This is a genomic window from Pseudoalteromonas sp. T1lg21 (assembly GCF_002964625.1).
GTDB classification, from domain to species: Bacteria; Pseudomonadota; Gammaproteobacteria; order Enterobacterales; family Alteromonadaceae; genus Pseudoalteromonas; species Pseudoalteromonas gelatinilytica.
In genome coordinates, this window is the sequence record NZ_PQBX01000004.1 from 54,802 (window position 1) to 80,384 (window position 25,583).

Sequence of the window (25,583 nt, forward strand, 5' to 3'; positions counted from 1 at the left end):
TCTATTTAAGGTAATACAATGACAACAACACAACCAACAAGAAAACGTTTGGCATCGCTGGATGCACTGCGCGGCATGGATATGTTTTGGATATTAGGCGGACAGTCACTATTCGCAGCGCTCTTCGTTTTAACTGGCTGGACTGGCTGGAAAGTTTTTGAAGCACACACCGTGCACAGCGTTTGGCATGGCTTCACATTTTACGATCTGATTTTCCCATTGTTTATATTTTTATCGGGTGTGGCGATGGGGCTAGCCCCAAAACGCATTGACCATTTACCGTTTGATGAGCGCAAAGTGTATTACCGCAAGGCGGGTAAACGTCTTTTACTATTGTGTTTATTAGGTATTTTGTATAACCACGGCTGGGGCACAGGGATGCCAATGGCGTTGGATGAAATTCGTTATGCCAGTGTGCTTGGCCGCATCGCTATTGCCTGGTTCTTCTGTGCAATGTTGGTTTGGCATACTAGTTTACGAACACAAATTATTACCGCTGCGGCTATTTTAGTGGGTTATTGGTTACTACTTTGTTTTGTTCCAGTGCCGGGTGGCAGTGCTGGTGACCTTTCAGCAGCAGGGAGTTGGAATGCATGGTTTGATGCACACTTACTGCCGGGTATTAGTTATCAAAACCGTGTAGTAGACCCAGAAGGTGTGTTGTCGAATATCCCTGCGATAGTCAATGCATTAATGGGTGTGTTTGCAGGTCAATTAGTGGCTCGAGCTCAGCAAATTGGCGAGTGGAAAATGACCGCCTTATTGTTCGCCGCAGGTGTGGTAAGTGTATGCTTAGGCTGGTTATGGGATTTACAGTTCCCAGTAAATAAAGAACTTTGGACCAGCTCATTTGTGCTTGTAACCGTTGGCTGGAGTGCCATATTGCTCGCCGTTTTTTATGCACTGGTTGATATTTTACCGGGGCAACGCGCTGCGTATCCATTTGTGATCATAGGTGCAAACTCGATTATTATTTATTTAGCGTCAAGTCTTGTGAATTGGGGCTATGTCAGCCAAAGCGTATTTGGTGGGGTGATTCGAGCTGTGCCAGAGGCGTGGCAACCCCTGATGGCGGTCATTGCGTTATTAGCAGTACAAATGCTGGTATTACATTGGATGTATCGCCGTAAGCTCTTTGTTAGTGTTTGATAATTATTAAACACTAACAGAAAGAGTAATTTTTTATTCACTTTTACTTTACAAAGATAAAACTAGAAGTGATAATGACAGCGTTGTCATAATGGTTATAGCTACTGCATCGTATCCTGGCAGTGGTTTGATCTAAAACCCAGCTCGATTGCACGTGGGGTTGGGTTTTAGGTCCCATTTTTTTCCAACTTATAATTAGAGCTAATCGATATGCAAATAGTGATTCTTGATGATGCAGCCCAAGTTGCAGCGTATGGTGCCAACATCTTTGCGAAACAATTACTAAAAAAACCAGCCTCGGTTCTTGGTCTTGCCACAGGTTCAACACCTGTTGCTTTGTACCAACAACTGATCGAAAAAAATAAAGCTGGCGATATTTCGTTTAGCCAAGCGACAACATTTAACTTAGACGAATACTTAGGTTTAACTGGCGAGCATCCACAAAGTTACCGTTACTTTATGAATGAGCAGCTGTTTAACCATGTTGATATCGACAAACAAAACACCCATGTACCGCCGGGTGATGCAGTAAATCCGCTTGTTGCTTGTACTGAATATGAGCAAAAAATCACAGCCGCTGGTGGTGTTGACGTACAACTACTTGGTATTGGCCGTAATGGTCACATCGGTTTTAACGAACCTTCATCAGGTTTGACATCACGCACCCGTGTAAAAACACTGACGAAAGCGACGATTGAAGACAATGCGAGATTTTTTGCAGAAGGCGAATATCAACCGCATTTATCAATCACTATGGGTATTGGTACTATTTTAGAAGCCAAGAAAGTAGTGCTTTTAGCTACGGGTGCAAGTAAAGCGGATGCCGTTCACGCCATGGTAGAAGGCCCGTTAATGGCTAAATGCCCAGCTTCAGCATTGCAACTTCATAAAGATGCGGTGATCATCATTGATAAAGCTGCCGCAAGTAAATTAGAAGATTTAGAGTTCTATCAGCATATTGAAGCTGAGAACCAAAAACTACAAGCGCACCTAGCGACCTTGTAAAATTGTGAGAGAGAATAAAAAAGCCCAGTTTGGGCTTTTTTTATGCCTGTAATAAATTGGGTTTATCATCTGCTTATGGTAGTTTTAGCGAGTAAACTATTTTCAAGGAATGCCATGCTGAATTACTCTCAAATGCCATTGGATCGTGCATCAAATCGCCGTAAAGATCCAAAGTGGTTAAAGGCTCAAATGAATTCTCAGAGTCGCTGGTTATTGGTCAATAACAATCAAAGTTTATTTGTTAAAGACAGTCCTGAAGTGTGTTATTTACGCTTATCTCAAGTGGATCATCTCGATTTATCAAAAGGCATTTTATTGGGTTTAGACGACGATGATGTGGCTCATTTTGCTTTAGATGTCAGCCATGTTCCAGACTCACTCATTGAGCCTATGCTTAATGGCGCTGAATTTGTTGATATTCGCAAGTTAGGCCCACTAGTTGAGCTAAAACAAGGCTCGATTGCCGCACTGGCAAGGGGCTTGTGTTTTTGGCACGCAACGCACCGTTTTTGTGGTCGTTGTGGTCATGAAAATAACATGGTTGAAGCAGGGCATTCACGTTTATGTGAGAACCAAACTTGCCAGCATCAAACTTTTCCGCGAACCGATCCTGCCGTGATAATGATCGTGACTAAAACCTTTTCAGATGGGGTTGAGCGCTGCTTGCTAGGCCGTCAAGCAAGCTGGCCTGACGGTGTTTTTTCAACTCTTGCTGGTTTTGTTGACCCAGGTGAAACACTAGAGCAGGCCGTTGCCCGCGAAGTTATGGAAGAAGCTGGTGTTGCGGTGACAGATATTCAATATATCGCTTCACAGCCTTGGCCATTTCCATCATCAATTATGTTTGGCTTTATGGCCACAGCAGTTTCAGAAGATATTCAAGTAGATAAAGACGAGTTAGACGATGCAAGATGGTTTAGCCGTGCTGAACTTAATGAATTTGGCCAATGGCATGAGCAGGGCAGTCATCTTAAACTAACCCGACAAGATTCTATTTCTCGATTTTTGGTTGAGCACTGGCGCAACCTGTAAAGCACAGCTTGGACAAATTATGACAAAGACAAATAAAAATACCCAAATCGTCTCTGCAGGGCGTAAAAAAGCATATACACAAGGAGTTGTGAACCCTGTGGTGCAACGCGCATCAACAGTGGTATTCGACTCGGTGGCTGATTTAAAAGAAGCGGCTAAGAAGCGAGGTGACAAAACGTTATTTTATGGCCGTCGCGGTACGACCACACATTTTGCTCTGCAAGAAGCGATTACTGAACTTGAAGGCGGCGAAGGCTGTGCGCTATATCCATCAGGGGCGGCTGCAATAAGCAATGCGCTACTCTCGTTTGTGAAAACGGGTGATCATATTTTAATGGTGGATACTGCTTACGAGCCGACCCGTGATTTTTGTGACAAAATACTGGCTGGATTAGGCATTGAAACAACCTATTACCCGCCGGGAATTGGCGCAGGAATTAGTGAGCTTATCAAAGATAACACCCGCGTATTGTTTTTAGAATCACCAGGTTCAATCACTATGGAAGTGCAAGATGTGCCAGCCATGGTTGCTAAGGCTAATGAGCGCGGTGTAATGACCATGCTAGATAACACCTGGGGTAATGGTCTGCATTTTAGACCGCTTGAGCATGGCGTTGATATTAGTATTCAAGCTGCAACAAAATACATCGTGGGTCACTCTGATGTGATGATGGGTGTGGCGGTTGCCAATAAAAAGTATTGGCCAACCCTTCGCGAAAATTCATACCTACTTGGTCAATGTACCTCTGCGGATGATGCCTATTTAGCGCTACGTGGTCTGCGTACTATGGCTGTGCGTTTAAAACAGCATGAACAAGCCGCTATCGAAGTGGCTAAATGGCTTGAAACACACCCATTGGTTGATCATATTCGCCATCCGGCTTTTGCAACGTGCCCGGGTCATGAGTTCTTTAAACGAGATTTTGATGGCAGTAACGGCTTATTTTCATTTGTAATGAAGCAAGGTAATCAACAAGCGATTGATGCGTTTTTAGATAGCCTACACCATTTTAAAATGGGCTTTTCTTGGGGCGGTTATGAGAGCTTAGTCACGGCAAACCTCAGCATGAAAGGGCTGCGCTCTGAAACAGGTTGGTCGCAAGGTCCAGTAATAAGACTTCATATTGGTCTTGAAGATGTGGCTGATTTACTAGCTGACCTTGACCAAGCGCTTGCAGTGTACGAAAGCCACCTCTAGGTTAAAGTTTATACTTTGTTACATAAGACCCGCTTGTCGGGTCTTTTTTTTCTGGTAATTCAAGCTGTTTCAACTTAGTGTAATTCTAATAATAAAATTCATTAAGGATTATGAGTGACGCAGTTACATCCTAAACGACTTGCACAAATTGCCCAATTTGAGCTGGTACGACTATTTCTAACCAAACGTGGTTTGTTGGCGGTTGCCGCTTTTGCCATTTGTTGGCTACTTATTTTACGCTACCCCATTGCCCAATCTGTGACCTTGATTAGCTCACCTGATTTTGCCGATTTTGCTAGGCAAGCATTTGGCGCCATTGGCATCAGTAAATTACTTGATTGGCCTGAATCTGAACTGGCCGTTTATTGGTTGATTGCTTTATTTAGTTTTCCAAGTTTTTGTTTGTTTTTATGTAGTGACCAAACAGTGGGCGACAGACAACGAGGTACGTTGCGCTTTTTATCACTTAGAGCGACTCGTTCAGAAATTATTATTGGCCGCTTTTTAGGGCAGCTACTCATTTTAGCGGCATTGTTATTTGTTACCTTGATGGCAACGGTTGCAATGCTTGGCTATCGTGAGCCAAGTTTGTTGCTTTCTGGCTTATCGCGAAGCTTTATGTTGTTATTTTATTTGCTTGTTGCGGTTATGCCATTTATTGCCTTGATGAGCTTTTTGAACACGTTTGCCCGTTCATCGCGTCTTGCTTTTGTATTGGCTATTTTGTTCTTTGCTGGCGGTAATATTGTGATTGGCTTACTGACGTGGCAATGGCCTGCATTTGAGGTTTTAAATTACATATTTCCCGGCTATCAACTTGATTTAATGGCAGGTCAACGTGCCGGCATCACACTGGCTCTTGGTTTACCACTTTTACAAACGGCAGTGTTACTGCTTGCTGGTGAACGAATTTTTGCAAGGAGCTCATTATGACCGTTTTAATTCAAGCACAAGGCTTGTCAAAAAACTACGGGGCTAAACGAGCGCTCGATAACGTTAGCTTTGAAATAAAGAAAGGAGCGCCGGTAGCGCTAGTTGGCCCAAATGGGGCGGGTAAAACAACGTTATTCAGTTTGTTATGTGGTTATATTTTACCAAGTTCAGGAAAATTATCGGTCATGGGGCATAGCCCAGGCAGTGCGGCGTTATTTGGTAAGCTAACCGCGTTACCACAAGATGCCCAGCTTGATCCTCGTTTTAGTATTGCGCATCAACTTAACTTTTATGGTCAATTACAAGGGCTCAGTGGTGCGGTTCGTAAAAAAGAAACGGCTCGTGTTTTAGAGCTCGTTGGTTTGTCAGAAGTGGCTAAGCAGCGACCGGATGACCTTTCTCATGGTATGCGTAAGCGAGTGACGATTGCACAGGCATTAATTGGTTCACCTAAAATAGTGATGCTTGATGAAGCAACTGCAGGCCTTGATCCAATTCATGCTCGTGAGGTGAGAGAGCTGGTAAGTTCTTTAAGTAACGAAGCAACATTTATTTTAAGCTCCCATGACTTAACTGAGCTTGAGCGTTTATGCTCTGGGGTTTTACACCTCGATAAAGGGGTGTTAAGTGAGCATCAAGCCCGTTCTAGCACGCAAGATAATAAACACTTTATTACGCTGCAGTTAAATCAAAACTATGATGATGTCGAAGCAAAGCTTGCAAGCCTTGCCCATGTACATCATGTTTATATGAGCCAAGCAAAAGAATATGTGATCGAGTTTGAGAAAACCGCTGAGCCTTTTGATATCAATCTTCTACACTTTTGTTATCAACAAGGTTGGCAGTATCGTCAACTAGTGAATGGTCACACACTCGAAAATCAAATTTTTCATAAGGAGAGCTAATTATGGGTTTATTAAGCGGATTAATGGGTAACGCAAGTGAAGTCGATAATGATGATTTAGAAGAACTACTTGCCAATACACTGATCGATGGTGAAACAGTACAAAAAGCCTATAAAGTCATTCGAGATATGTTCATCTTTACCAATAAAAGATTAATTATTATTGATAAACAAGGTGTTACTGGATCTAAAGTTGAAATGCTGAGCATTGCTTACTCAAAAATCACCAAGTTTAGTAAAGAAAGTGCCGGGCATTTTGACCTTGATGCTGAACTAAAAATTTGGGTTGGTTCAGATCCAACGCCAATCAGCAAAGACTTTAAAGCAGGAGATAACATTAATGAGGTTTATAGAATTATAAGCCAATTCGCTTTATAAGGTACTGAGAGACTTTACTTTTTTCACTAAAAGTTGGCTTGGAGACGTAAGTTTCGGCCAACTTTTTCTTTACATTTGCCGACACTTTATTACAATTAATCGAGTAAAAACAACTGCTTAGTTAAGTATCCATTCAGTTTTCTCACGTTAGCATGTGCCCAACTTAGCCATCAGGCTAGTTTTCAACAGCAATGAAACAATGTTAATAGGGAAATCTGTTTATGAAAAAGTTAGCAGTTATTATTTCGAGTATGCTTCTGTCAACTGCCGCGACTGCTGCGGATAGTTACCAATCAATTAGCCATTTAGGGTACATGGACACCGATGGCAACGACACTGTAAGCGTTGATTCAACGTATTACTTCGCACCAAAGAAAACAATGGGTCCTTACGACCAGTTTGAATACATCAACAGAACAACCAACGTGTTTGGTTCGTACGCAGATGATGACTTTGGTGATGTAACTAACATCGGTGGTGAATACTTCGTACAAGATTTTGTATTTGGTGCGGGTTATAGCAACTACGATTACGGTTCAGATACTGATTTATTCAATGTATCTGCAGGTTACTTCTTTAATCCTAACCTTCTTCTTAAAGCAACATTTATCGACGTAGAAGACGGTGACAACACTGTAATGTTCGACCTTAAATACAATCACCAGCTTAACAGCACTGATTACTTAGGTTTCACATTCACAGCTGACGATGAGTTTGATTACCGTGCAGTAAATGCAAAATACTTCATGGATCTTCAACAAGGTAACTACCTAACAATTGAAGGTACAATCTCAGATACAGACGATAGCGGTAGCTCTTGGGAACTAGGTTCTAACTACTACTTCTCTAAAGCAACGTCAGCATTTGTAACGTTTAATAAAGAAGATGACTACAGCTTTGGTGCACAGCACTTCTTTAACAAAAACGTAGGCTTAAAAGCTGGTTATGCAAACAACTGGGATGACTCAGATTACGATGCATACTTTGCAAACGTAAGCTTACAGTTTTAATCATTAATTTGATGATATAAAAAAGCCCGCATAATGCGGGCTTTTTCGTTTTTATAATTACCAACCGCACTGGCGGTCTTTATTTTGCTCATCAAGGTATTTTTGTAACGGTGCAAAGTAATCTAAGATTGCTGTTGCATCCATTTCTTCTTTACCAGTGATCGTCGCAAGAGCTTCTTGCCATGGGCGACTTGAACCCATCTCTAACATTGCATTTAGTTTTTCACCCGCCTCAGCAGAGTTGTAAACTGAACAACGATGAATCGCTTCTTTGTTACCAGCAATTTCACATAAACTTCTGTGGAAGTCGAATTGTAAAATGTGCGCTAAGAAATAACGTGTGTAAGGCGTGTTACCTGGTACGTGATACTTGGCACCTGGATCGAAGTCTGCTTCGCTACGTGCGATAGGCGCTTGGACACCTTGATATTTTTCACGTAATTCCCACCACGCTTTGTTGTAGTTCTCTGGCGTTACTTCACCTGAGAAAACTTTCCAGCGCCATTGGTCTACCAATAAACCAAATGGAATAAATGCTACTTTGTCTAAAGCCATTTTCATTAACAGGCCAATATCTTTTGACTCATCAGGCACCTCGTCTAATAAACCAATTTCTTTTAAATAACCCGGTGTAACAGAAAGCGCAATGGTGTCACCAATTGCTTCGTGGAAACCATCGTTCGCACTTTCTTGGTAGTAAACAGGCTGATCTTTATATGCGCGTTGATAGAAGTTATGGCCTAGCTCGTGGTGAATAACAGAGAACTCTTCACCTGTACGTTGAATACACATTTTAATGCGTAGGTCATCTTTGCTATCGATATCCCATGCTGATGCATGACACTGCACATCACGGTCTTGTGGTTTAGTGAAAAGTGAGCGCTCATAGAAGGTATCTGGTAGTGGTGCAAAGCCCATTGATGTAAAGAACTTCTCGGCACCACGTACCATTTTAAGTTCGTCGTAATCGTGCTCAGCTAATAGTTCAGTTACGTCATAACCAGGATCGGCATTTTCTGGTGCAACAACATCGTAGATGTTACCCCACGTTTGTGCCCACATATTGCCTAGTAAGTGTGCAGGGATAGGTTGGTCTTGTGGTACTTTATCTTCGCCATATTTTTCACCTAGCTTGGCACGAACATGACAATGTAATGAATCATAAAGTGGTTTAACTTGGCCCCAAATGCGGTCAAGTTCTTTCGCAAAATCATCGGCTGGCATGTCGTATTTACTACGCCACATAGCACCTGTATCTGCATAACCTAGCTCTTTTGCACCTTCATTGGTGAGTGCAACTTGTTGCTCATAAAGCGGGCGCATAGGCTTTGAAACTTGACGCCAGCCTTGCCATAAATCAAGCAATTCATTGTAATCACGGCTCGTTGCCATTTTCGCAGTCATCTCGCCAAGGCTTAAACAGCTACCATCTTCTTTACAGTATTTACCTTTACCATAAATACCCCCTAGCTCAGCCACTAGCTGTGAAAGCTTAGCTGTTTTTTCAGCATCTTGTGGCGCAGGTAAGGTGAGCGCTAGTTTAAGTTTATCGAGTTTACGACGCGCATCGTAATCAAGCTCTAAACTATCGAATTTTGCAGCTTCATTAGCAAGGCGAACAACAGCTTCAGTCATCTTGCGATTTACTTCAGCAGATAGTTCAGCAGTATCATGGGTGATGAAGTTGGCATAAATCCATTCAGCACGGCTTGCTTCTAAATAAAGCGCGCTTAATTCTTTTTCAGTATCGGCGATAAATTTAGTGGCATCTTGTGCTGTTACTTGGCTTGTTTTGACTTCAGCAGTCGTTGTTTTAGTGCTTGCAGCGTCATCATTACAGCCAGTAAGTGCTAGTGCACTTGCGACCATAAGTGCGCTCATGCTGAGCTTAAATGGAGTCTTTTTCATAACGTTCCCTAGAAGTTTATTGTTATTTATTGCCCATGCATAATAGCAGTGTCTTAGTAAACAACAAACTGCATCGGTAAAAACAACCTAGGTAAGAGCCGCTTACGTTGTATTTATGGCACGATCAGTCATACTTGAACCAGTTAATTAAAATAAAAGGATTGCACAATGACGACCGTAATCATTCTGTTACTGGTTGCTGTGATTGTAATTTTTGCTGTGAAAGACATTCGCATCAATCTTGTCACACGACCTACGTTTAGTATGTTTAAAAAAGTTTTGCCGCCGTTATCGCAAACAGAACGTGAAGCTATGGAAGCGGGTGATGTTTGGTGGGATGGTGAACTATTCAGTGGTAACCCAGATTGGCAAAAACTGCATCGTTTTCCTAAACCTGAATTAAGCGAAAAAGAACGCGCATTTATGGGCGAGCAAGTCGAAACCTTGTTAGCCATGCTTGATGATTATCAAATCGTACAAAAAGATAAAGACCTACCAAAAGAAGTGTGGGACTACCTAAAAAAAGAAGGGTTCTTTGCGTTAATCATTCCTGAAAAGTTTGGTGGTCGCGAGTTTTCGGCGATTGCAAATTCAACCATCGTATCGAAAATTGCCACTAAGAGTTTAACCGCTGCGGTTACCGTAATGGTACCGAATAGCTTAGGTCCAGGCGAATTACTCCTTCATTATGGAACTAAAGAGCAACAAGAGCGTTGGTTGCCAAGCTTAGCTAAAGGTGATGATGTACCTTGTTTTGCATTGACGGGCCCTGAGGCGGGTTCGGATGCAGGCAGTATTCCTGATACAGGCGTTGTGTGTAAAGGCATGCATGACGGTGAAGAAGTGATTGGTTTAAAACTTAACTGGTCAAAACGTTATATCACCCTTGCACCCATTGCCACCGTGCTGGGTCTTGCATTTAAGATGTACGATCCTGAGGGTTTATTAGGTGATAAAAAAGAGCTTGGTATTACATGTGCGCTTATTCCGACAGACCATGAAGGTGTTCAAACAGGTGAGCGTCATTACCCTTTAAATATGGCATTTATGAATGGCACAACGTACGGTAAAGATGTGTTTATTCCGCTTGATTGGATCATTGGTGGTGAAAAAGGCGCTGGTCGAGGCTGGCGTATGTTAGTTGAATGTTTAAGTGCTGGCCGTGGTATTTCGTTACCAGCGCTTAGTACAGCAACTGGCACTTGGCTTCAAGAATGACATCTGCCTATGCAACCGTACGCCAACAATTTGGTGTGTCGATTGGCCAATTTGAGGGTGTTCAAGAGGCGCTTGCTCGCATAGGTGGTTTAACTTACACCTTAGAAGCGACACGGTTAATGACTGCAGGGGCGATTGATTTAAAACTAAGTCCGTCTGTGGTTACCGCCATAGCTAAGTACCATATGACTGAAATGGGTCGTACAGTTATGAACGACGCTATGGATATTCATTCAGGTAAAGGTATTCAAGTTGGGCCGAATAACTATTTAGCTCATGGTTATATGGGGATCCCAGTTTCGATTACCGTTGAAGGTGCAAACATTCTGACTCGTAACTTGATGATATTTGGTCAAGGTGCCACTCGCTGTCATCCGTTTGTTTTAAAAGAAATGGAAGCGGCTGCAATGGAAGACCATGATGTTGCCTTGAAAGAATTCGACTCATTACTGCTGCAACATATTTTATTTGCAGGTAGTAATGCAGGTATGGCATTTGTTCACGGTTTAACGCGCAGTTACTTCGCTAAAGCCCCTGTATGTGGCGCAACCACTGTTTACTACAAACAGTTGAGCCGGATGAGTCGTGGTTTAGCGTTTTGTACTGACGTTGCGATGTTAGTGTTAGGTGGTGAGTTAAAACGTAAAGAGATGATTTCGGCTCGTTTAGGTGATGTGCTTAGCCACTTATATCTTGCTTCATGTGTACTGAAACGTTATGAAGATGAAGGACGCCAGCAAGCGGACCTACCTTTTGTGCAATATGCAGTAGAGCATTCGTTATTCTGCATTGGTCAGGCATTCGATGGCTTCTTTAAAAACTTCGCTAATCCTGTGGTTAATTTTTTACTCAAACGTATTGTCTTCCCACTAGGTAATCATTACCACCGTCCAAGCGATGAGTTAGCTCAAACAATGTGTGAGCACATGAGCAAACCAGGGGTCTTTAGAGACAGATTAACCCATCTTTGTTATGTCGATGAAAATGCAGGCACGGGTGTCATGGAAAATGCCTTTTTAGCCATGATTGATACCCATGAAGACTTTAAGCAGCTTCGTAAATGGCAAAAAGAAGGCACTATTGCGAAAAACCTTGAGCTTGAGGGCGCAATTGCTGCAGCGAAAGAGAAAAACTTGATTAACGAAACCGTTGCAGAGCGTATGAATCAAGCCAATGAGCTACGTAAACAAGCAATAGCCGTTGATAACTTCGCACCCGGCGAGCTGTAAACTCTTGTTAGAATAAATAAAGCCTTGCATTTGCAAGGCTTTTTTATAGGCCTTGAGTGATGATTTTTTCTGCTTCGCTGGCTGGCATAGGTTTCGCTTTTAAGAAGCCTTGACCAAACTTACATTGAGTTTGCTTTAAGATTGCTAATTGTTTTTCTGTTTCAATCCCTTCTGCAACAACATCGAGCTTTAACGATTGGGCTAACGATAAAATGGCATCAACCAAGGGGTTATGTGCTTTATTTAAATGATCGATAAAGCTTTTATCGATTTTTAAAATATGGATAGGTAATTGGTGTAAATAACCAAGCGCTGAGTACCCAGTACCAAAATCATCTAAACATAGTTTTACTTCAAGAGGCTCAAGGCCTTTTATGATTTTTGTAGCGAGCTCTAAATTACCAATTAGTCCTGACTCGGTAATTTCTAAGCACAGCGAGCCCAAAGGAAGCTTGTATTTAGAGTACAAAGCATGAATTTGTGCCACAAAGTCGAGGCTTGCAAAATGACGTGATGATACATTCACGGTAATTCTGCCAAATGCTTTACCTTCACTCGTCCACTTTTCGATTTGCTTTGCAGCAAGCTCAAGCAAATGTAAATCTAGATTAATAATCTGGCCTGTGTCTTCAGCAACGGGAATAAAATCATTTGGTGAGACAAAGCCTTTACTTGGGTGATGCCAGCGCACAAGCGCCTCAAAACCAACAACCTGTGCATCTTGAATGGTAAAAATTGGCTGGTAGTAAAGTTCAAAATCGTTATGCTCAATACCATGCTGTAAATCATTTTCTATATCTGCATGATTTTTAAGTTTTTTACGCATTGTATTGTTGAAAAACTTAACCTTGCCTCGACCTGACGACTTTGCCTCGTACATTGCAGCATCGGCATGTTGCAATAGCTTATAAGCTTGATCGCGACTGCTTTCACAAAACGCAACACCAATACTTGTTGATGCTTGCAATAAATGACCATCAATATCGAGGGGCTCAGCGAGAACCTGTTGAATGCGTTCAAGGGCATCATTAATTTGTTGTTTATCGGTGATGTTTTCCATAAATATGGCAAATTCATCGCCCCCCAAACGGGCAAAGGTATCGGTATTGCGAATGGTACCTAAGATCAACTCACAGATTTTTACTAAAAAGTGGTCGCCAACCTCATGACCTAATGAATCATTGATACTTTTAAAGCGGTCAAAGTCTAGATAGAGCAGGGCATGTTGGTGACGTTTATCTGCTCTTGCCAGACGCAGAATGGCATGTTTAATACGCTCAATTAACAACGAGCGATTGGCAAGACCGGTTAATTCGTCGTGAAGAGCACGGTGCTCAAGCTCTTGTCTTGATAATTGACGGTCTATTGCCATGCTAATTTGGCGGCTGACATACGTAAGTAAGGCACGGTCATGTTCGTCATAGTGATAGCTTTTACTGTAACTTTGTACAGCGATAACACCACTAATACGCTCATTTACTTTAAATGGTACACCCAGCCAAGACTCGGCCTGACGACCAACCATTTTAAAATGACCTGCATCAATGTGCTGTTGAAACTCTTCTTTAGTAAAAAGTAAGGATTGGTCGATGTTTAATAAATAATAAGATGCGGTGTCTTTTAGTTGTTCTTTCGATATTTTCTTGTGCGCGTTAGAACGTACGCCTTCTTCGATAATATAAACTAAATCAAGCACATCTAGTTGCTTGTCATACAGGCCAATAAAGAAGTTATCTGCCCTCAGCAAAGAGGTAATAATGCCATGTAAAGACTCAAAGAAGCTATCTAGCTCGCTTGATTGATAGGTTAAGTTAGCAATTTGCAGCATGCAGCGTTCAAGTTTTTGCGCGTCGTTTAACTGCATCACGGTTTGCTGTAAGTCTTCTACGGTGCGAACTTGATTTATCTTGGCACTTAATAGATGCGCCACTGTTGATAAAATCTCTAAATGCGCATCATTGTAATAATGTTTTTGTGGGTGCTCACAGTCAATGACACCCAGAAGTTTTTCTTTGTAAACTAATGGTACGCAAAGCTCAGAAAGAGCAGGGCGAGAATCTGCGATATAACGCGGATCTTGACTGACATCGCCAATCATTAACGGCTTACCAGTGCTTGCGACATACCCCGTAATACCCTGATCAAAGCTGATTTCTGTACGGTCAATATGATATGTATCATGGCTGCTTGCTGTGCCAATAGACGCCATTTCTTTGAGGGTACGCGTTTTATCATCTGCTAAGTAAATGACACATTCTATGAAGCCTAAGCGGCTTACCACTTCAGACGTGACATATTCTAACAATTCTTCAACAGTGTCTAATTGCATCACAGATGATGAAAACTGATTAATAATATGTAGTTGGTCTGTTTTGACCTCAAGTGCAAAAGCAGCGTCTAAACTCTTAGGCATAGATTAAAAGGTAACCGAAATGTTGTATTAATTTATTACGTTAACCTACTATCAAACTATCCACAAAGTTATTTTCAAAAAAAACTGGAACTGGTGTAAACTAGGCACCTGAATATGGACTTGAGTGAATAAGCGAGGTTATTTGCTCAACGTTTACGCTATCCCCCTAACTTTAGCCGTGGAAACCAGCAATGTCAGATTTAAATTCGATGCAAACTCTAACAATTACACGCCCTGATGATTGGCACATTCATTTACGTGATGGCGAGCAACTCGTTGATACCGTTCGTGATGCAAGCCGATACATGGGCCGCGCGATCATCATGCCTAACCTTGTTCCACCGGCAACCTGTACAGACACTGCGTTATCTTACTATGAGCGAATTAAAGCTGCGGGCCCGCAAGGTAACTTTGAGCCATTAATGGTGCTCTACCTAACAGATAAAACAACACCAGAAGAAATCAAAAAAGCGAAAGCAACAGGTAAAATTGTTGCTGCTAAGTTGTACCCAGCTGGCGCGACGACCAATTCAGATTCAGGTGTGACATCAATCAAAAACATTTACCCAGTACTTGAAGCAATGCAAGAAGTGGGTATGTTGCTATTAGTGCATGGTGAAGTAACTGATTCATCAATCGATATTTTTGACCGTGAGAAGGTCTTCCTAGAAACAATTCTAGCGGACGTAGTAAATGACTTTCCTAGCCTTAAGATTGTGCTTGAGCACATCACCACACAAGATGCGGTTGAGTTTGTGAATAATGCACCAGAGAATGTAGCTGCAACCATTACAGCTCATCACCTTCTTTATAACCGCAATCATATGTTGGCGGGGGGCATTCGCCCACATTATTACTGCTTGCCTATTCTTAAGCGTAACATTCATCAGCAAGCGCTAATTGGTGCTGCAACAAGCGGTAGCAAAAAATTCTTCTTAGGTACTGACTCTGCACCGCATTATAAAGACAAAAAAGAGGCGGCGTGTGGTTGTGCTGGTGCATATACTGCTCACGCAGCTATTGAACTTTATGCAGAAGCTTTTGAAGAAGCCGGAGCTTTAGACAAGCTTGAAGGTTTCGCAAGCCATTTTGGCCCAGACTTCTACGGCATGCCTCGTAACCAAGATACGATTACACTGGTAAAAGAGAGTTGGACAGTACCTGCAAGCTATAAATTAGGTGATTCAGAAGTAGTACCAATCAAAGCTGAAGCGCAAATGGATTGGCAAGTTAAATAAGTTTTAGCAAGCGATAAATTTAGAATTAAAAGCCCATCAATTTGATGGGCTTTTTTCATTGAATATTAATTGTTTATAAATAGTACTGTCATATATTTTTGTTTAGGCGGTTGACCTTAAAATTATTTTCGATTATTAGAGCTAAAAACTATTTAATGTGTTAGTCTTAAATTGCTTTGAGTTTTTGCGTATTGAATTTACGGATAATGTGCGGCTGTACGGTTACCGGTTTGGTTATTGGTTCTTCCTGTACTTTACCCCAAGTTTATTGGGCATTCACTCAGGGAGGATAGAGCCATATTGGCTGAATTTTAATAATTGACTTACAGGAAAATTTGGTATGTCAAACACGGTTACTGGTAAAGTTAAGTTCTTCAACGAAGCTAAAGGTTTCGGTTTTATTGAACAAGAAAATGGCCCTGACGTATTCGTACACTTCAGCGCTATCACAGGTACAGGCTTCCGCACTCTTAGCGAAGGTCAGCAAGTATCTTTCGGCATCAAACAAGGTCAAAAAGGCCCTGAAGCTGAGAACGTAGAAGTAGCATAATTATTTATGTGAAACTTAGCATTTTGGTGAAACAGTTTCTGTTTCACCAAAATTCATTTTAATACCTAACAACCCCACGTTTACCCTTCACCATATATCACTCTAATTGTACCGAAATTATATTCCTCCAAAGGCATTGAAAATGACTAATTTAGTCAGCCCTTAAGCTAGAAGTTCACGATCTATGCCCTAAAAGCTACTCTCCATAACTAAAGTATTATATGCTGTACCGATGGGATTTTATTTAACATGACATCAGCTGTTATGTTTAGTTAGTAGTTTTGATCAAACATGAAAGTTAACCGCGAAGGAAAGTTTACAGTTATTTTTCACCAATCTAGAAATAACCCGCTAAACTTAACCTATCCACATATGGAAAAAATGCTGAGTAACTTATACTTGTTTGATGAAATATAATGAAGGTTTGCTAATCGATGAGCATAGGAAACAATATACTTTTGGTAGACGACCACCCGATGGTGGCAACAGCAATTAAGATGGTACTTGCAAAGTCTACTCTGGTGAATGAAGTACAAGCTGTTGGAAGTCAAAAGGAAGCATTGCAGTTTTTAAAAAGTAATAATGTAGCGCTGGCGATTTTAGACATCGAGTTAGAAGACTCCGATGGCTTTAGCTTATATAAGCGTGCAGTCAGTAGTGGCTTTACTGGCAAAGTATTGTTTTTATCTGCAAAGCAAGACAAACACATCATCCGCACAGCTGCGAAACTAGGCGCACAGGGATTTGTTAATAAGGCTGAAAGTCTTGAAGATATTTCTTCTGCTGTTGAAATGATTTTGCGTGGTTATACATTCTTTCCGCAAGAGCATCTTATTGCCTCTGAAAAAGACATCGATGAGTTACTAACAGAACGTGAGCTCGCGGTGATGAATTATTTGCTCCAAGGCCTATCGAACAAAGATATTGGTGAAAAGCTTTTCATTAGTAACAAAACGGTAAGTACATACAAAGCGAAAATATTTGAAAAGCTTGAAGTTGATTCAATTATCTCACTTGCAAAGCTGGTAAAAGACCGCGCTGTATTTTAATTCTCTCACCCATAGCGGTGAGAGAATTCAACTCTCTCATTCTTGTGTTTAGTGTCTGTTTTGCCTGCATATTGAGCAGTAATGTAAGCTCGGTGCATAAAAATTCTGCAAAATAGATTTTTTAGATGAATAAACTGAATTTTTTTTTCATTTTTCTTTAGCTCTTTCTGTTTTCATAAAATGTTACATTTATGTTTAAGCTTGAACCTAACATGAATGCAATGTTCGCCAGTAAAGGGCTATAGAAGTAGCAGTTGAATACCTCTGTTATATTTTTGTTAATTCGTTGTTTTGGTTATTTTCATCTCAACGACGAGTCACCAAATTTTTCCGATGAAAGCCGAACATCAAGTTGACAGACTCTGATGCATTTAGCATTATTGGAGGGTTGATATCTATTAAAAGATATCAGGGTTGTCCTCTTCGGAGGGTAATTAAATTATAAAAGTAACATTACTTAATTGGTTGGGAACTATGTCTGTTAAAATCAGAAAGAGTCTTGTAGCATCAGCGTTGGTTGGCGCTTTTGCATTTGCAAGCAGCAATGTGATTGCAGATCCTTTGAAAGATGTGCAAGATGCAGGTCAACAAATTCAAAAGGCTGCTGTTAAGTCTCAAACTAAAATTGACAATGTATATGGTCAAACTCAAGAGCTAATCGCTGAGTACCGTAGCGTTGTTGACGAAACTGAGCTAATGAAGGTTTATAACGATCACGTAGCACGTTTGGTCGCTGACCAAAACGCTTCAATCGAATCGTTTGACCGTCAAATCGCAACTATCGATAACACGAAACAAAACGTTGTGCCTTTGATGTATCGCATGATCGATACGCTTGAGCAATTCATCAAAGCGGACGTTCCGTTCAATCTTGAAAACCGTTTAACACGTGTTGAAAGACTTCGTGACATCATGGCGTCAGCATCAGTTACTACATCTGAAAAATTCCGCCAAGTTCTTGAAGCTTACACTGTTGAAACTGCATACAGCTCAGCTGTAACTGCTTCTCAAGGTACTCTTGAGATCGATGGTAAGAGCATCAACGTTGACTTCGGTCGTTTAGGTCGTATCACATACGTAGCTCAGTCTTTTGACCTTAAGCACGCGTGGGTGTGGGATAACAACACTAAACAGTGGAAAGAATTAGGTGAAGAATACCTAAAACCTGTTAAAGAAGTTATCCGTATGGCGCGTAAACAAGCGACATTAGAACTTGTTAAACTACCAATCTTCGGCGCGGAGTAATCAATAATGAAGAAACTATTTAAAGGTTTTGCTGTTGCAGCAGTACTATCTGTTTCTGCAGGTACCGCGCTTAATGCACACGCAAACACTGATGCTTTAGACAAAATTCTTGAGCAAGTTAAGCAAGAACGTATCTCTGAAGGCAAATTAAACAAGCAACGTGAACAAGAGTTCCTTTCAGCTCGTGCTGACAAGCAAGCGTTACTTAACAAAGCGAAAAGCGACCTAGCTGCTGAAAAAGCACGTGGTGATCGTTTATCTAAAGAATATGCACAAAACGAAAATACTTTAGCTGAAAAAGAGCAAGCTCTTTTAAACGCTCAAGGTACGTTAGGTGAGATGTTCGGTGTTGTACGTCGTGCAGCTGCTGATGCAATCGGTTCAATCGAAGCATCACTTGTTTCTGCTGAAAAACCAGGACGTGCTGAAGTACTTCGTTCACTAGCTGCAGCGAAAGAACTTCCAACTGTACGTGAATTAGAAGAGCTTTGGATTTCTCTTCAAACTGAAATGACTGAATCAGCTAAAGTTTCAACTTTCGAAACTGAAGTTGCAGGTCTTGACGGTTCATCTTCTGTGAAGAAAGTAACGCGTATCGGTAACTTCAACTTAGTAACTGACGACGGTTATTTAATCTACTCTCCAGAAACTAAAGCGATCCAACCTCTAGGTAAGCAACCTGATAGCTACATCCTAGCTGGTATCAGCGATTTAGAAAAAACTTCTGCAGACAACTACGCTGGCGTATACATCGACCCGACTCGTGGCGCGATCTTACGTATCAACACGCAGAAAAAATCGTTAATGGAATACTACGAGCAAGGTGCTGAAGTAGGTTACATCATCACAGTATTACTTGTTGTTGGTCTACTTATCTTCATCGTTCGTTTCATTGATCTTGCGCTTACTAGCACTAAGATTAAGAGCCAGCTTAAAAACCTTTCTACTCCGAATACAAACAACCCTCTGGGTCGTATTCTTAAGGTTTACGCTGACAACAAGAATCAAGACGTTGAAAACCTTGAGCTTAAACTTGACGAAGCAATCCTACGTGAAACGCCTCGCATCGAAGCTGGTATCAACATCATCAAGATCTTGGCAGCAATCGCTCCATTACTAGGTCTACTAGGTACGGTAATCGGTATGATCCTTACGTTCCAAACAATCACATTGTTCGGTACAGGTGATCCGAAGATCATGGCTGGTAATATCTCTCTAGCACTTGTAACTACAGCGTTAGGTCTAATTGCAGCTCTACCACTTATCCTACTTCACTCAATCGTTGCGGGTCGTAGTAAGTCGGTTCTACATGTCCTTGATGAGCAAAGCGCAGGTATCATCGCTGCTCACGCGGAGAAGGAGAAAGCCTAATGCTAGTCCTGATGGAGATCTGGGAATCTATCAGGGATTTTGTTGGCACAGGCGGCCAGGTTTTATACGTGGTCGCGATAGCACTCTTTCTTATGTGGGTTTTAATGATTGAGCGCTATTGGTTCCTACTAGCTGAGTTTCCTCGTATGACGAAGGACATCGTAGCTCAGTGGGATGCCCGCCAAGACACTACGTCTTGGTACGCACACAGAATCCGTGAAGCATGGATTTCTGAAGCGTCTGAAAAATTAGATCAGCGTATGTTGTTGATTAAGACATTGGTAGCTATTTGTCCTTTAATCGGCTTACTAGGTACTGTAACGGGTATGATCGCGGTTTTCGAAACCATGGCTACTCAAGGTACAGGTAACGCACGTTTAATGGCATCAGGTATTTCAATGGCAACAATCCCAACAATGGCTGGAATGGTTGCGGCACTATCTGGAGTATTCTTTAGCTCACGCCTTGAGGCAAGAGCGAGAATGGCGAAAGCTAAACTTGTAGATAGCATGCCTCATCACTAGAGAGAGAATTAAATATGGCACGTAAACAACGTTTTCGTGAAGAAGAAGAAGCAGCGGTTGATATGACGCCAATGCTTGACATCGTATTTATCATGCTTATTTTCTTTATCGTAACTACATCGTTCGTTAAAGAGGCTGGTATCGAAGTCAATAAACCTAAAGCAGCTGCAGCTACGAAGCAAAAAAATGCAAACATTTTTGTTGCTATCCGTGCTGACGGTGCGATCTGGATTGATAAACAACAAGTAGACGTTGAACGTGTATCAGCTAAGCTTGAAAGTTTATTAGCAGAACAACCTACAGAAGTTGTAATTTTGCAAGCTGATAAAGAAGCAAAACACGGCGTAGTAGTTAAAGTTATGGACCAGATCAAAGCGACGGGTGATAACCTTAAAATTTCAATAGCTGGAGATCAGTAATGATTCGTTTTCTGTTTTCACTGATTGCAGGTGGGGCAGTTACTTTCGGCTTGTTCTACTTCATGGCGTACCTCATCTCCGGTGGAGCTGATCGTGCGACTGAACAAAAAGAACAGATCGTAGTCGAAATTATGACGAATCCGCCTGAATCTAAGGTGCAGGAGAGGAAGCGTGTTCCGCCTCCGCCTCCGCCACCGCCAAAGCAGCCGCCTAAACCGCAGCCGCCTCAGCCGGAAAACAGCAACCCGAACACTGGTGGTTTGTCATTTAATATGCCAAGCATCGATGTGGGTAGCACAGCTGGTGGCCTAAGTGGTCCAGGTGCATTTGGACGTGATGGTGACGCGACACCTATCGTTCGTATTGAACCAAAATACCCAACGCAAGCAGCGCGTGATGGTAAAGAAGGTTGGGTACAACTTTCATTCACTATCAACGAAGTTGGTGGTGTAGAAGATATTCAAGTGATCGACGCTGATCCTAAACGTATCTTCGACCGTGAAGCTAAGCGTGCGTTATCTAAGTGGAAATACCGTCCTAAAGTTATTGATGGTAAGCCACAAAGACAACCGGGTCTTCAGGTTCAATTAGACTTTAAACTTAACCAAGGCAACTAAGGAGGCGAGTAATGAGAAATTTATCTAAAGTAACTGCTCTTGCGCTTCTTATGTCACTATCAGGTGTGGCATTCACTGCACCTGCTTTAGCTGCGCCAGATTACGCGAAGATTGAAGCGCGTAAGAAAGCAAAAACTAAAGTTATGGGTGAGCGCGTTGGTAAGAAAGTAATTAAAGCGTTTGACTTGTATAATGAAGAAAAGCTTGACGAAGCGATTGCATTACTTAAAGAAATTGATGCATCAGATGACTTCGACAAAGCGACTGTTGACCGTTATTTAGGTCAAATGTACGCTCAAAAAGAGCAGTATCAGTTAGCTATCAAGCACGTTCAAGCAGCTGTTAAACCTGACGTTTTAAACTTTGCTGACCAAGAGCAAGGCCTAAAACTATTAGGTGATATGTACGCAGGTACAGAGCAATATGCAAAAGCGAAAGAAGCTTATGCAGCTTGGATGGACTTCACAGGTGAGGAAGACGACAAAGTTTATACACGTATTGCGCAAGCTAACTACGAGTTAAAACTTTATAAAGACGTACTTCCTGCTGCAAACAAAGCAATCGAATTGGCAAAAGAGCCTGCTAAAGCCTCTTACCAATTAAAGCTAGCTGCCTATTTTGAACTTAAACAGTACAAAAACATGGTAGAAGTAGCTGAAGAGATTGTTCGTGTTTGGCCTGAAGACAAAAAAGCCTGGGTTGGTTTAGGTAAATATTACCTACAAACCGAAGACTTCAAGAAAGGTCTTGCGACCATGGAAGTTGCCTATAAAAATGGCTATTTTGAAAACGAAGTTGAATACAAAGTACTTTCTAACTTTTATTCGTTAAACGATATTCCTTACAAAGCAGCTGTAGTGCTTGAAAAGGCAATCAACGAAAACAAAGTTAAGCGTAACAAGCAAAATATCAGTGCAGTGGCATCTAACTACCACCGCTCAAAAGATATTGAAAAAGCAGCTAAATACTATGAAGAAGCGGCTAAATTTGATGACGATGCAGAGCTTTACCGCAAAGCTGGTTCATTACTTTTACAATCGCAAAACTATAGTGCAGCCGTTGTTCGTTTGAACAAGGCGTTAGAGCTTGGTTCTGATAAAAAAGGAACTATTTACTCTGACTTAGCTGAAGCTTACTACTACCAAGAGAAGTATAAGCAAGCTTACAACGCTATCACTAAAGCAATGGATGATCCGCGTACGCGTAAATTCGCGAAGAGCTGGTCAACCTTCATCAAAGATAAAGCGAACCGTAATGGCGTGAAAATCTAATTGATGTTGTTTTAAATTAAAAAGCCCCTCTGGGGCTTTTTTTATGGAATTTTATAATGCTAAGACAGATCGTATTATTACTTGTCGCCAGTGTGATGCTGATAGCTTGCTCTGAGCAAACTACAAAATTCAACACGGTTCACGAAGGACAGCAAGAACTTCGAAACATTAATAATTTATTATCTAACCAAAATGAACATAGCAAGGTAACAAGTTGGCCTTTCTCTGAGAGCTATTTACAGGCACGACACCTAGCTTATAAAGGGCTACAAGAAACAGAGTTAACTGACTCTCAACGAGCGCAATTGAACTATTTGATCATCGCTGAGCGTTACCCTGAGCGTTATTTTGTATGGCCAATTCAACGTGATGTTATTAGCAACGCTCGTCTACAAGGTGATTTCAGTGAGCAGGGATTAGCAGCCTGGTTAGAATTGGTTGAAACACGTTTAATTGCAGCTGAGCAGAGTAATCTTAAACTGAATAAAATCGAATTAACCTTGTTACATAATATGGTTACAGCTCATTTAAATAACAATGATAACCACGTGCAAACAGCGCTCAATAAACTTAATCAATATTTAACGCAATATAAGCCACGCACAAAACTGGGTTTGGTTGGTTTGGCGAATGGGAAAGATTGGTATCAGAGTAAATTAAATTACTTTAGTGGTGTGACTAAACCACCGTTAGATTGGCTTAGCGAGATACAACAGGCTTTAAAGCAGCCTCACAGTGCTGATTTTTTACTACCTTTAACTGATTCGCATACTAAACCATTAGTAATGAGCTATTTTACTCAAGAACATCAGCACGATGGTTTTGATTGGCAGTTAGAATTCATTGATCCGCTGAAAAATAAACGTGAATTATCAGAAGGCGAGCAATACTTTTGGCAAGTAATGATGGAAACTGATGTGGGGATCCATTATCACACGTGGAGTGAACAGCAAGCTCGTGTCAACTTAATGAAGCGTTTGAATGTTGATCAGCTGCAAGCTGATTGGTTAATTGAGGATATTGTCCTTTATCCTGCGATGAGTTTTATATTTGTAAATTAATGTGCTGCGCTCTAAGGAGCGCATCGCCGACAGCGCTGACTTGCTGGATCTGCAAGTAAACGTTCATCATCAATTTTCTCTTCACAATCACAACAATAACCATATTGCCCAATATCAATCTGGCATAGAGCTGCTTCTAATTTTTCTATGCGAGCAATTAATAGTTGATATTCAGGGCCAAGATTATTCGCTGTCAGCTCTAACCACTCTGAAGGGGGATTATCCTTGAGTTGCGATAGCAGTTGCTGATGATAGCCTTGATCAGATTTAGCCAGCATATCCAGTAAACGTTGTCTAACCTGCGCAAGTTCCGCAGATAACTTTGTTTGAATTTCAGTATTGTTCATCGCGTTTCTTCCAAGTGGGCAATACTGGTATTATCAAACAAAAATCGTTAGCTAATTATGATTTGTATCAATACTCGGCGCTTTGGCGTACTTTCTTAGTACGTCAGCGACTTCATCTTTCGCTTTTAAACGTCTGATCTCATCAAAAAGTGCGTTGGCTTGCGGGTATTGGCGCTTTAAATAACCAAGCCATTGCTTGGTTCGAGAGGCAAAATACTTCTCACATTTACTTTCTTCTTGATGCATCGAAGAATGGATGATGTGGTATATCACATGTTCCCAAAGCATCGGACTGTACTGCTCATTTTCTACATGCGATTTTATTTGTTTTGCTAAATCAGGCATTGCTAGCGCACCACGACCTAGCATTAGGTCTTGGCAATGGCTACGTTTTTGGCACAACATAGCATCCTCAACTTGCCAGATTTCACCGTTGGCAACCACAGTAATGTTCTTGCCTTCAATTAATGGTGGAATTTTTTCCCAGTATGCCGGTGGATTATATCCATCTCTTTTCGTTCTAGCATGAATAGCAAGACTTGATGCACCTGCACTCACCACAGCATCAACAATTTCTTGACTGTTGCTGTCATCATCAAAACCAAGTCTAATTTTTGCACTCACCTCATGTCGCGGATCGACAGCATCACGAACGGCTTTAATAATTTCGTACATGTGTTCTGGGTCTTTTAAAAGTACTGCACCACCTTTACTTTTGTTTACCGTTTTAGCCGGACAACCAAAGTTTAAATCGATACCATGAGACCCTAAATTGATAGCTTTAACTGCATTTTCAGCTAGCGCATTGGCTACTTGACCAAGTAACTGAATACGCACAGGGGTGCCTGCACGGGTATAGCCAGCAGTTTTTAACTCAGGACAATAGCGATGAAATACGCGCTCGGGCAGTGTGTCTTCAACGACACGAACAAACTCAGTTACGCATAAATCGAATCCACCTAAATCAGTTAGGAGTTGTCGCATTTTAAAATCTACAACGCCTTCCATCGGTGCTAAAACTAGTCGCATGATACCTGTTAACTCATCAAAAATTAGGACGCGTATTCTAGCTGTTCTTGATTGTTTTATAAATCGTAATTTGCAATCTTGGCACTTTCAGAAAATAATTATAAAAAATTTGAAAGTAATTTTTAGTTCTCGGGTCTTGTTAAATAACCCTTTATAAAAAAGAGAGTCATCGAATGAACACAGTTAAGAAAAATTCAATTGCATTAACATTAGGTGCAGTTGTAGTAGGTGCATCAAGTTTTGTAGCGACTGATGCCAGTGCAAACCCATTTGAATTTCAGCAAATGCAAGCTGGTTATCAGCTAGACGCCGCTGAAGGTAAGTGTGGCGAAGGCAAATGCGGCGCAGACAAAAAAGCTGAAAAAGAAGGTAAGTGCGGCGAAGGTAAATGTGGCGCAGACAAAAAAGCAGCTAAAGAAGGCAAGTGCGGCGAAGGTAAATGTGGCGCAGACAAAAAAGCAGCTAAAGAAGGTAAGTGCGGCGAA

General features: G+C 41.4%; 23 protein-coding genes and 1 pseudogene. 20 read left to right on the forward strand and 4 right to left on the reverse strand.

The features are described 5' to 3' along the window. Positions 1–18: 18 nt before the first annotated feature. From nagX to C2M25_RS02875, 8 genes are all read left to right on the forward strand, one after another. Positions 19–1,149: a transmembrane glucosamine N-acetyltransferase NagX gene (gene nagX / locus C2M25_RS02840; RefSeq protein ID WP_105180357.1), complete on the forward strand. Its 1,131-nt coding sequence runs from the start codon at positions 19–21 to the stop codon at positions 1,147–1,149. A gap of 210 nt (positions 1,150–1,359) precedes the next feature. Continuing rightward, positions 1,360–2,154, forward strand: a complete 795-nt coding sequence (gene nagB, locus C2M25_RS02845; protein WP_063705946.1) for a glucosamine-6-phosphate deaminase — start codon at positions 1,360–1,362, stop codon at positions 2,152–2,154. A 114-nt stretch (positions 2,155–2,268) separates the two neighbouring features. Continuing rightward, positions 2,269–3,186 (forward strand): NAD(+) diphosphatase, encoded by a 918-nt coding sequence (gene nudC / locus C2M25_RS02850; RefSeq protein ID WP_063705944.1) that lies wholly within the window; start codon positions 2,269–2,271, stop codon positions 3,184–3,186. 19 nt (positions 3,187–3,205) lie between these two features. Next, a complete protein-coding gene (locus C2M25_RS02855) occupies positions 3,206–4,384 on the forward strand; it encodes a cystathionine beta-lyase (protein WP_063705941.1) in 1,179 nt (392 codons plus the stop codon). A 114-nt stretch (positions 4,385–4,498) separates the two neighbouring features. Next, the gene (locus C2M25_RS02860) at positions 4,499–5,317 is read left to right on the forward strand and encodes an ABC transporter permease (RefSeq protein ID WP_105173964.1); all 819 of its coding nucleotides are present in this window, start codon (positions 4,499–4,501) and stop codon (positions 5,315–5,317) included. Next, complete coding sequence (locus C2M25_RS02865; protein ID WP_105173965.1) at positions 5,314–6,222, forward strand: ABC transporter ATP-binding protein; 909 nt, start codon at positions 5,314–5,316, stop codon at positions 6,220–6,222. The genes C2M25_RS02860 and C2M25_RS02865 overlap by 4 nt, the downstream gene beginning before the upstream one ends. Before the next feature lie 2 nt (positions 6,223–6,224). After that, complete coding sequence (locus tag C2M25_RS02870; RefSeq protein WP_054551567.1) at positions 6,225–6,599, forward strand: PH domain-containing protein; 375 nt, start codon at positions 6,225–6,227, stop codon at positions 6,597–6,599. A 221-nt stretch (positions 6,600–6,820) separates the two neighbouring features. Then, the gene (locus C2M25_RS02875) at positions 6,821–7,609 is read left to right on the forward strand and encodes a putative porin (protein ID WP_062564210.1); all 789 of its coding nucleotides are present in this window, start codon (positions 6,821–6,823) and stop codon (positions 7,607–7,609) included. 57 nt (positions 7,610–7,666) lie between these two features. Here C2M25_RS02875 and C2M25_RS02880 read toward each other — a convergent pair whose 3' ends face one another. Then, on the reverse strand, positions 7,667–9,517 hold the full coding sequence (locus tag C2M25_RS02880) for a M2 family metallopeptidase (protein WP_063705935.1): 1,851 nt from the start codon (positions 9,515–9,517) through the stop codon (positions 7,667–7,669). A 168-nt stretch (positions 9,518–9,685) separates the two neighbouring features. Here C2M25_RS02880 and C2M25_RS02885 point away from each other — a divergent pair. Continuing rightward, positions 9,686–11,964, forward strand: a pseudogene (locus C2M25_RS02885) (acyl-CoA dehydrogenase). A 43-nt stretch (positions 11,965–12,007) separates the two neighbouring features. Here the strand turns inward: C2M25_RS02885 and C2M25_RS02890 are convergent. Continuing rightward, positions 12,008–14,377, reverse strand: a complete 2,370-nt coding sequence (locus C2M25_RS02890; protein ID WP_105173967.1) for an EAL domain-containing protein — start codon at positions 14,375–14,377, stop codon at positions 12,008–12,010. 191 nt (positions 14,378–14,568) lie between these two features. On the opposite strand from C2M25_RS02890, the gene pyrC reads away from it, so the two are divergent. The 10 genes from pyrC to C2M25_RS02940 all read left to right on the forward strand — a co-directional run bounded on the left by pyrC (position 14,569) and on the right by C2M25_RS02940 (position 23,722). Next, on the forward strand, positions 14,569–15,615 hold the full coding sequence (pyrC, locus tag C2M25_RS02895) for a dihydroorotase (protein WP_105173968.1): 1,047 nt from the start codon (positions 14,569–14,571) through the stop codon (positions 15,613–15,615). Positions 15,616–15,955: 340 nt separating this feature from the next. After that, the gene (locus tag C2M25_RS02900; protein ID WP_036967526.1) at positions 15,956–16,165 is read left to right on the forward strand and encodes a cold-shock protein; all 210 of its coding nucleotides are present in this window, start codon (positions 15,956–15,958) and stop codon (positions 16,163–16,165) included. Between the two features lie 434 nt (positions 16,166–16,599). Further along, positions 16,600–17,214: a response regulator transcription factor gene (locus C2M25_RS02905; protein WP_063705929.1), complete on the forward strand. Its 615-nt coding sequence runs from the start codon at positions 16,600–16,602 to the stop codon at positions 17,212–17,214. 474 nt (positions 17,215–17,688) lie between these two features. Then, on the forward strand, positions 17,689–18,459 hold the full coding sequence (locus tag C2M25_RS02910; RefSeq protein WP_063705924.1) for a DUF3450 domain-containing protein: 771 nt from the start codon (positions 17,689–17,691) through the stop codon (positions 18,457–18,459). Between the two features lie 6 nt (positions 18,460–18,465). Beyond that, the gene (locus C2M25_RS02915) at positions 18,466–19,830 is read left to right on the forward strand and encodes a MotA/TolQ/ExbB proton channel family protein (protein ID WP_063705921.1); all 1,365 of its coding nucleotides are present in this window, start codon (positions 18,466–18,468) and stop codon (positions 19,828–19,830) included. Then, on the forward strand, positions 19,830–20,354 hold the full coding sequence (locus tag C2M25_RS02920; protein ID WP_036967538.1) for a MotA/TolQ/ExbB proton channel family protein: 525 nt from the start codon (positions 19,830–19,832) through the stop codon (positions 20,352–20,354). Before C2M25_RS02915 ends, C2M25_RS02920 begins: the two co-directional genes overlap by 1 nt. Positions 20,355–20,368: 14 nt before the next feature. Next, on the forward strand, positions 20,369–20,773 hold the full coding sequence (locus C2M25_RS02925; RefSeq protein WP_054551557.1) for an ExbD/TolR family protein: 405 nt from the start codon (positions 20,369–20,371) through the stop codon (positions 20,771–20,773). Continuing rightward, positions 20,773–21,390, forward strand: coding sequence for an energy transducer TonB (locus C2M25_RS02930; RefSeq protein WP_063705919.1), 618 nt, complete (start codon positions 20,773–20,775; stop codon positions 21,388–21,390). Before C2M25_RS02925 ends, C2M25_RS02930 begins: the two co-directional genes overlap by 1 nt. Positions 21,391–21,401: 11 nt before the next feature. Continuing rightward, complete coding sequence (locus C2M25_RS02935) at positions 21,402–22,661, forward strand: tetratricopeptide repeat protein (protein ID WP_063705917.1); 1,260 nt, start codon at positions 21,402–21,404, stop codon at positions 22,659–22,661. A gap of 56 nt (positions 22,662–22,717) precedes the next feature. After that, positions 22,718–23,722: a hypothetical protein gene (locus C2M25_RS02940; RefSeq protein ID WP_063705915.1), complete on the forward strand. Its 1,005-nt coding sequence runs from the start codon at positions 22,718–22,720 to the stop codon at positions 23,720–23,722. A gap of 11 nt (positions 23,723–23,733) precedes the next feature. Here C2M25_RS02940 and C2M25_RS02945 read toward each other — a convergent pair whose 3' ends face one another. Both C2M25_RS02945 and C2M25_RS02950 read right to left on the reverse strand, forming a co-directional pair. Beyond that, positions 23,734–24,069 carry a TraR/DksA family transcriptional regulator gene (locus C2M25_RS02945; RefSeq protein WP_063705913.1) on the reverse strand — a complete coding sequence of 112 codons (336 nt, stop codon included), beginning with the start codon at positions 24,067–24,069 and terminating at the stop codon, positions 23,734–23,736. A 51-nt stretch (positions 24,070–24,120) separates the two neighbouring features. Further along, positions 24,121–25,098 (reverse strand): tRNA-dihydrouridine synthase, encoded by a 978-nt coding sequence (locus C2M25_RS02950; protein ID WP_105173969.1) that lies wholly within the window; start codon positions 25,096–25,098, stop codon positions 24,121–24,123. 173 nt (positions 25,099–25,271) lie between these two features. Here C2M25_RS02950 and C2M25_RS02955 point away from each other — a divergent pair. Beyond that, the coding region (locus C2M25_RS02955) for an HvfA family oxazolone/thioamide-modified RiPP metallophore (RefSeq protein WP_442792906.1) at positions 25,272–25,583 on the forward strand (312 nt) is incomplete at its 3' end.

Excerpts from the sequence above, each read along its gene's own strand:
- nagX (WP_105180357.1), top strand. The coding sequence starts at position 19 with ATGACAACAACACAACCAACAAGAAAACGTTTGGCATCGCTGGATGCA.
- nagB (WP_063705946.1), top strand. The coding sequence starts at position 1,360 with ATGCAAATAGTGATTCTTGATGATGCAGCCCAAGTTGCAGCGTATGGT.
- nudC (WP_063705944.1), top strand. The coding sequence starts at position 2,269 with ATGCTGAATTACTCTCAAATGCCATTGGATCGTGCATCAAATCGCCGT.
- C2M25_RS02855 (WP_063705941.1), top strand. The coding sequence starts at position 3,206 with ATGACAAAGACAAATAAAAATACCCAAATCGTCTCTGCAGGGCGTAAA.
- C2M25_RS02865 (WP_105173965.1), top strand. The coding sequence starts at position 5,314 with ATGACCGTTTTAATTCAAGCACAAGGCTTGTCAAAAAACTACGGGGCT.
- C2M25_RS02870 (WP_054551567.1), top strand. The coding sequence starts at position 6,225 with ATGGGTTTATTAAGCGGATTAATGGGTAACGCAAGTGAAGTCGATAAT.
- C2M25_RS02875 (WP_062564210.1), top strand. The coding sequence starts at position 6,821 with ATGAAAAAGTTAGCAGTTATTATTTCGAGTATGCTTCTGTCAACTGCC.
- C2M25_RS02880 (WP_063705935.1), bottom strand. The coding sequence starts at position 9,517 with ATGAAAAAGACTCCATTTAAGCTCAGCATGAGCGCACTTATGGTCGCA.
- C2M25_RS02890 (WP_105173967.1), bottom strand. The coding sequence starts at position 14,377 with ATGCCTAAGAGTTTAGACGCTGCTTTTGCACTTGAGGTCAAAACAGAC.
- pyrC (WP_105173968.1), top strand. The coding sequence starts at position 14,569 with ATGTCAGATTTAAATTCGATGCAAACTCTAACAATTACACGCCCTGAT.
- C2M25_RS02900 (WP_036967526.1), top strand. The coding sequence starts at position 15,956 with ATGTCAAACACGGTTACTGGTAAAGTTAAGTTCTTCAACGAAGCTAAA.
- C2M25_RS02905 (WP_063705929.1), top strand. The coding sequence starts at position 16,600 with ATGAGCATAGGAAACAATATACTTTTGGTAGACGACCACCCGATGGTG.
- C2M25_RS02910 (WP_063705924.1), top strand. The coding sequence starts at position 17,689 with ATGTCTGTTAAAATCAGAAAGAGTCTTGTAGCATCAGCGTTGGTTGGC.
- C2M25_RS02915 (WP_063705921.1), top strand. The coding sequence starts at position 18,466 with ATGAAGAAACTATTTAAAGGTTTTGCTGTTGCAGCAGTACTATCTGTT.
- C2M25_RS02920 (WP_036967538.1), top strand. The coding sequence starts at position 19,830 with ATGCTAGTCCTGATGGAGATCTGGGAATCTATCAGGGATTTTGTTGGC.
- C2M25_RS02925 (WP_054551557.1), top strand. The coding sequence starts at position 20,369 with ATGGCACGTAAACAACGTTTTCGTGAAGAAGAAGAAGCAGCGGTTGAT.
- C2M25_RS02930 (WP_063705919.1), top strand. The coding sequence starts at position 20,773 with ATGATTCGTTTTCTGTTTTCACTGATTGCAGGTGGGGCAGTTACTTTC.
- C2M25_RS02935 (WP_063705917.1), top strand. The coding sequence starts at position 21,402 with ATGAGAAATTTATCTAAAGTAACTGCTCTTGCGCTTCTTATGTCACTA.
- C2M25_RS02940 (WP_063705915.1), top strand. The coding sequence starts at position 22,718 with ATGCTAAGACAGATCGTATTATTACTTGTCGCCAGTGTGATGCTGATA.
- C2M25_RS02945 (WP_063705913.1), bottom strand. The coding sequence starts at position 24,069 with ATGAACAATACTGAAATTCAAACAAAGTTATCTGCGGAACTTGCGCAG.
- C2M25_RS02950 (WP_105173969.1), bottom strand. The coding sequence starts at position 25,098 with ATGCGACTAGTTTTAGCACCGATGGAAGGCGTTGTAGATTTTAAAATG.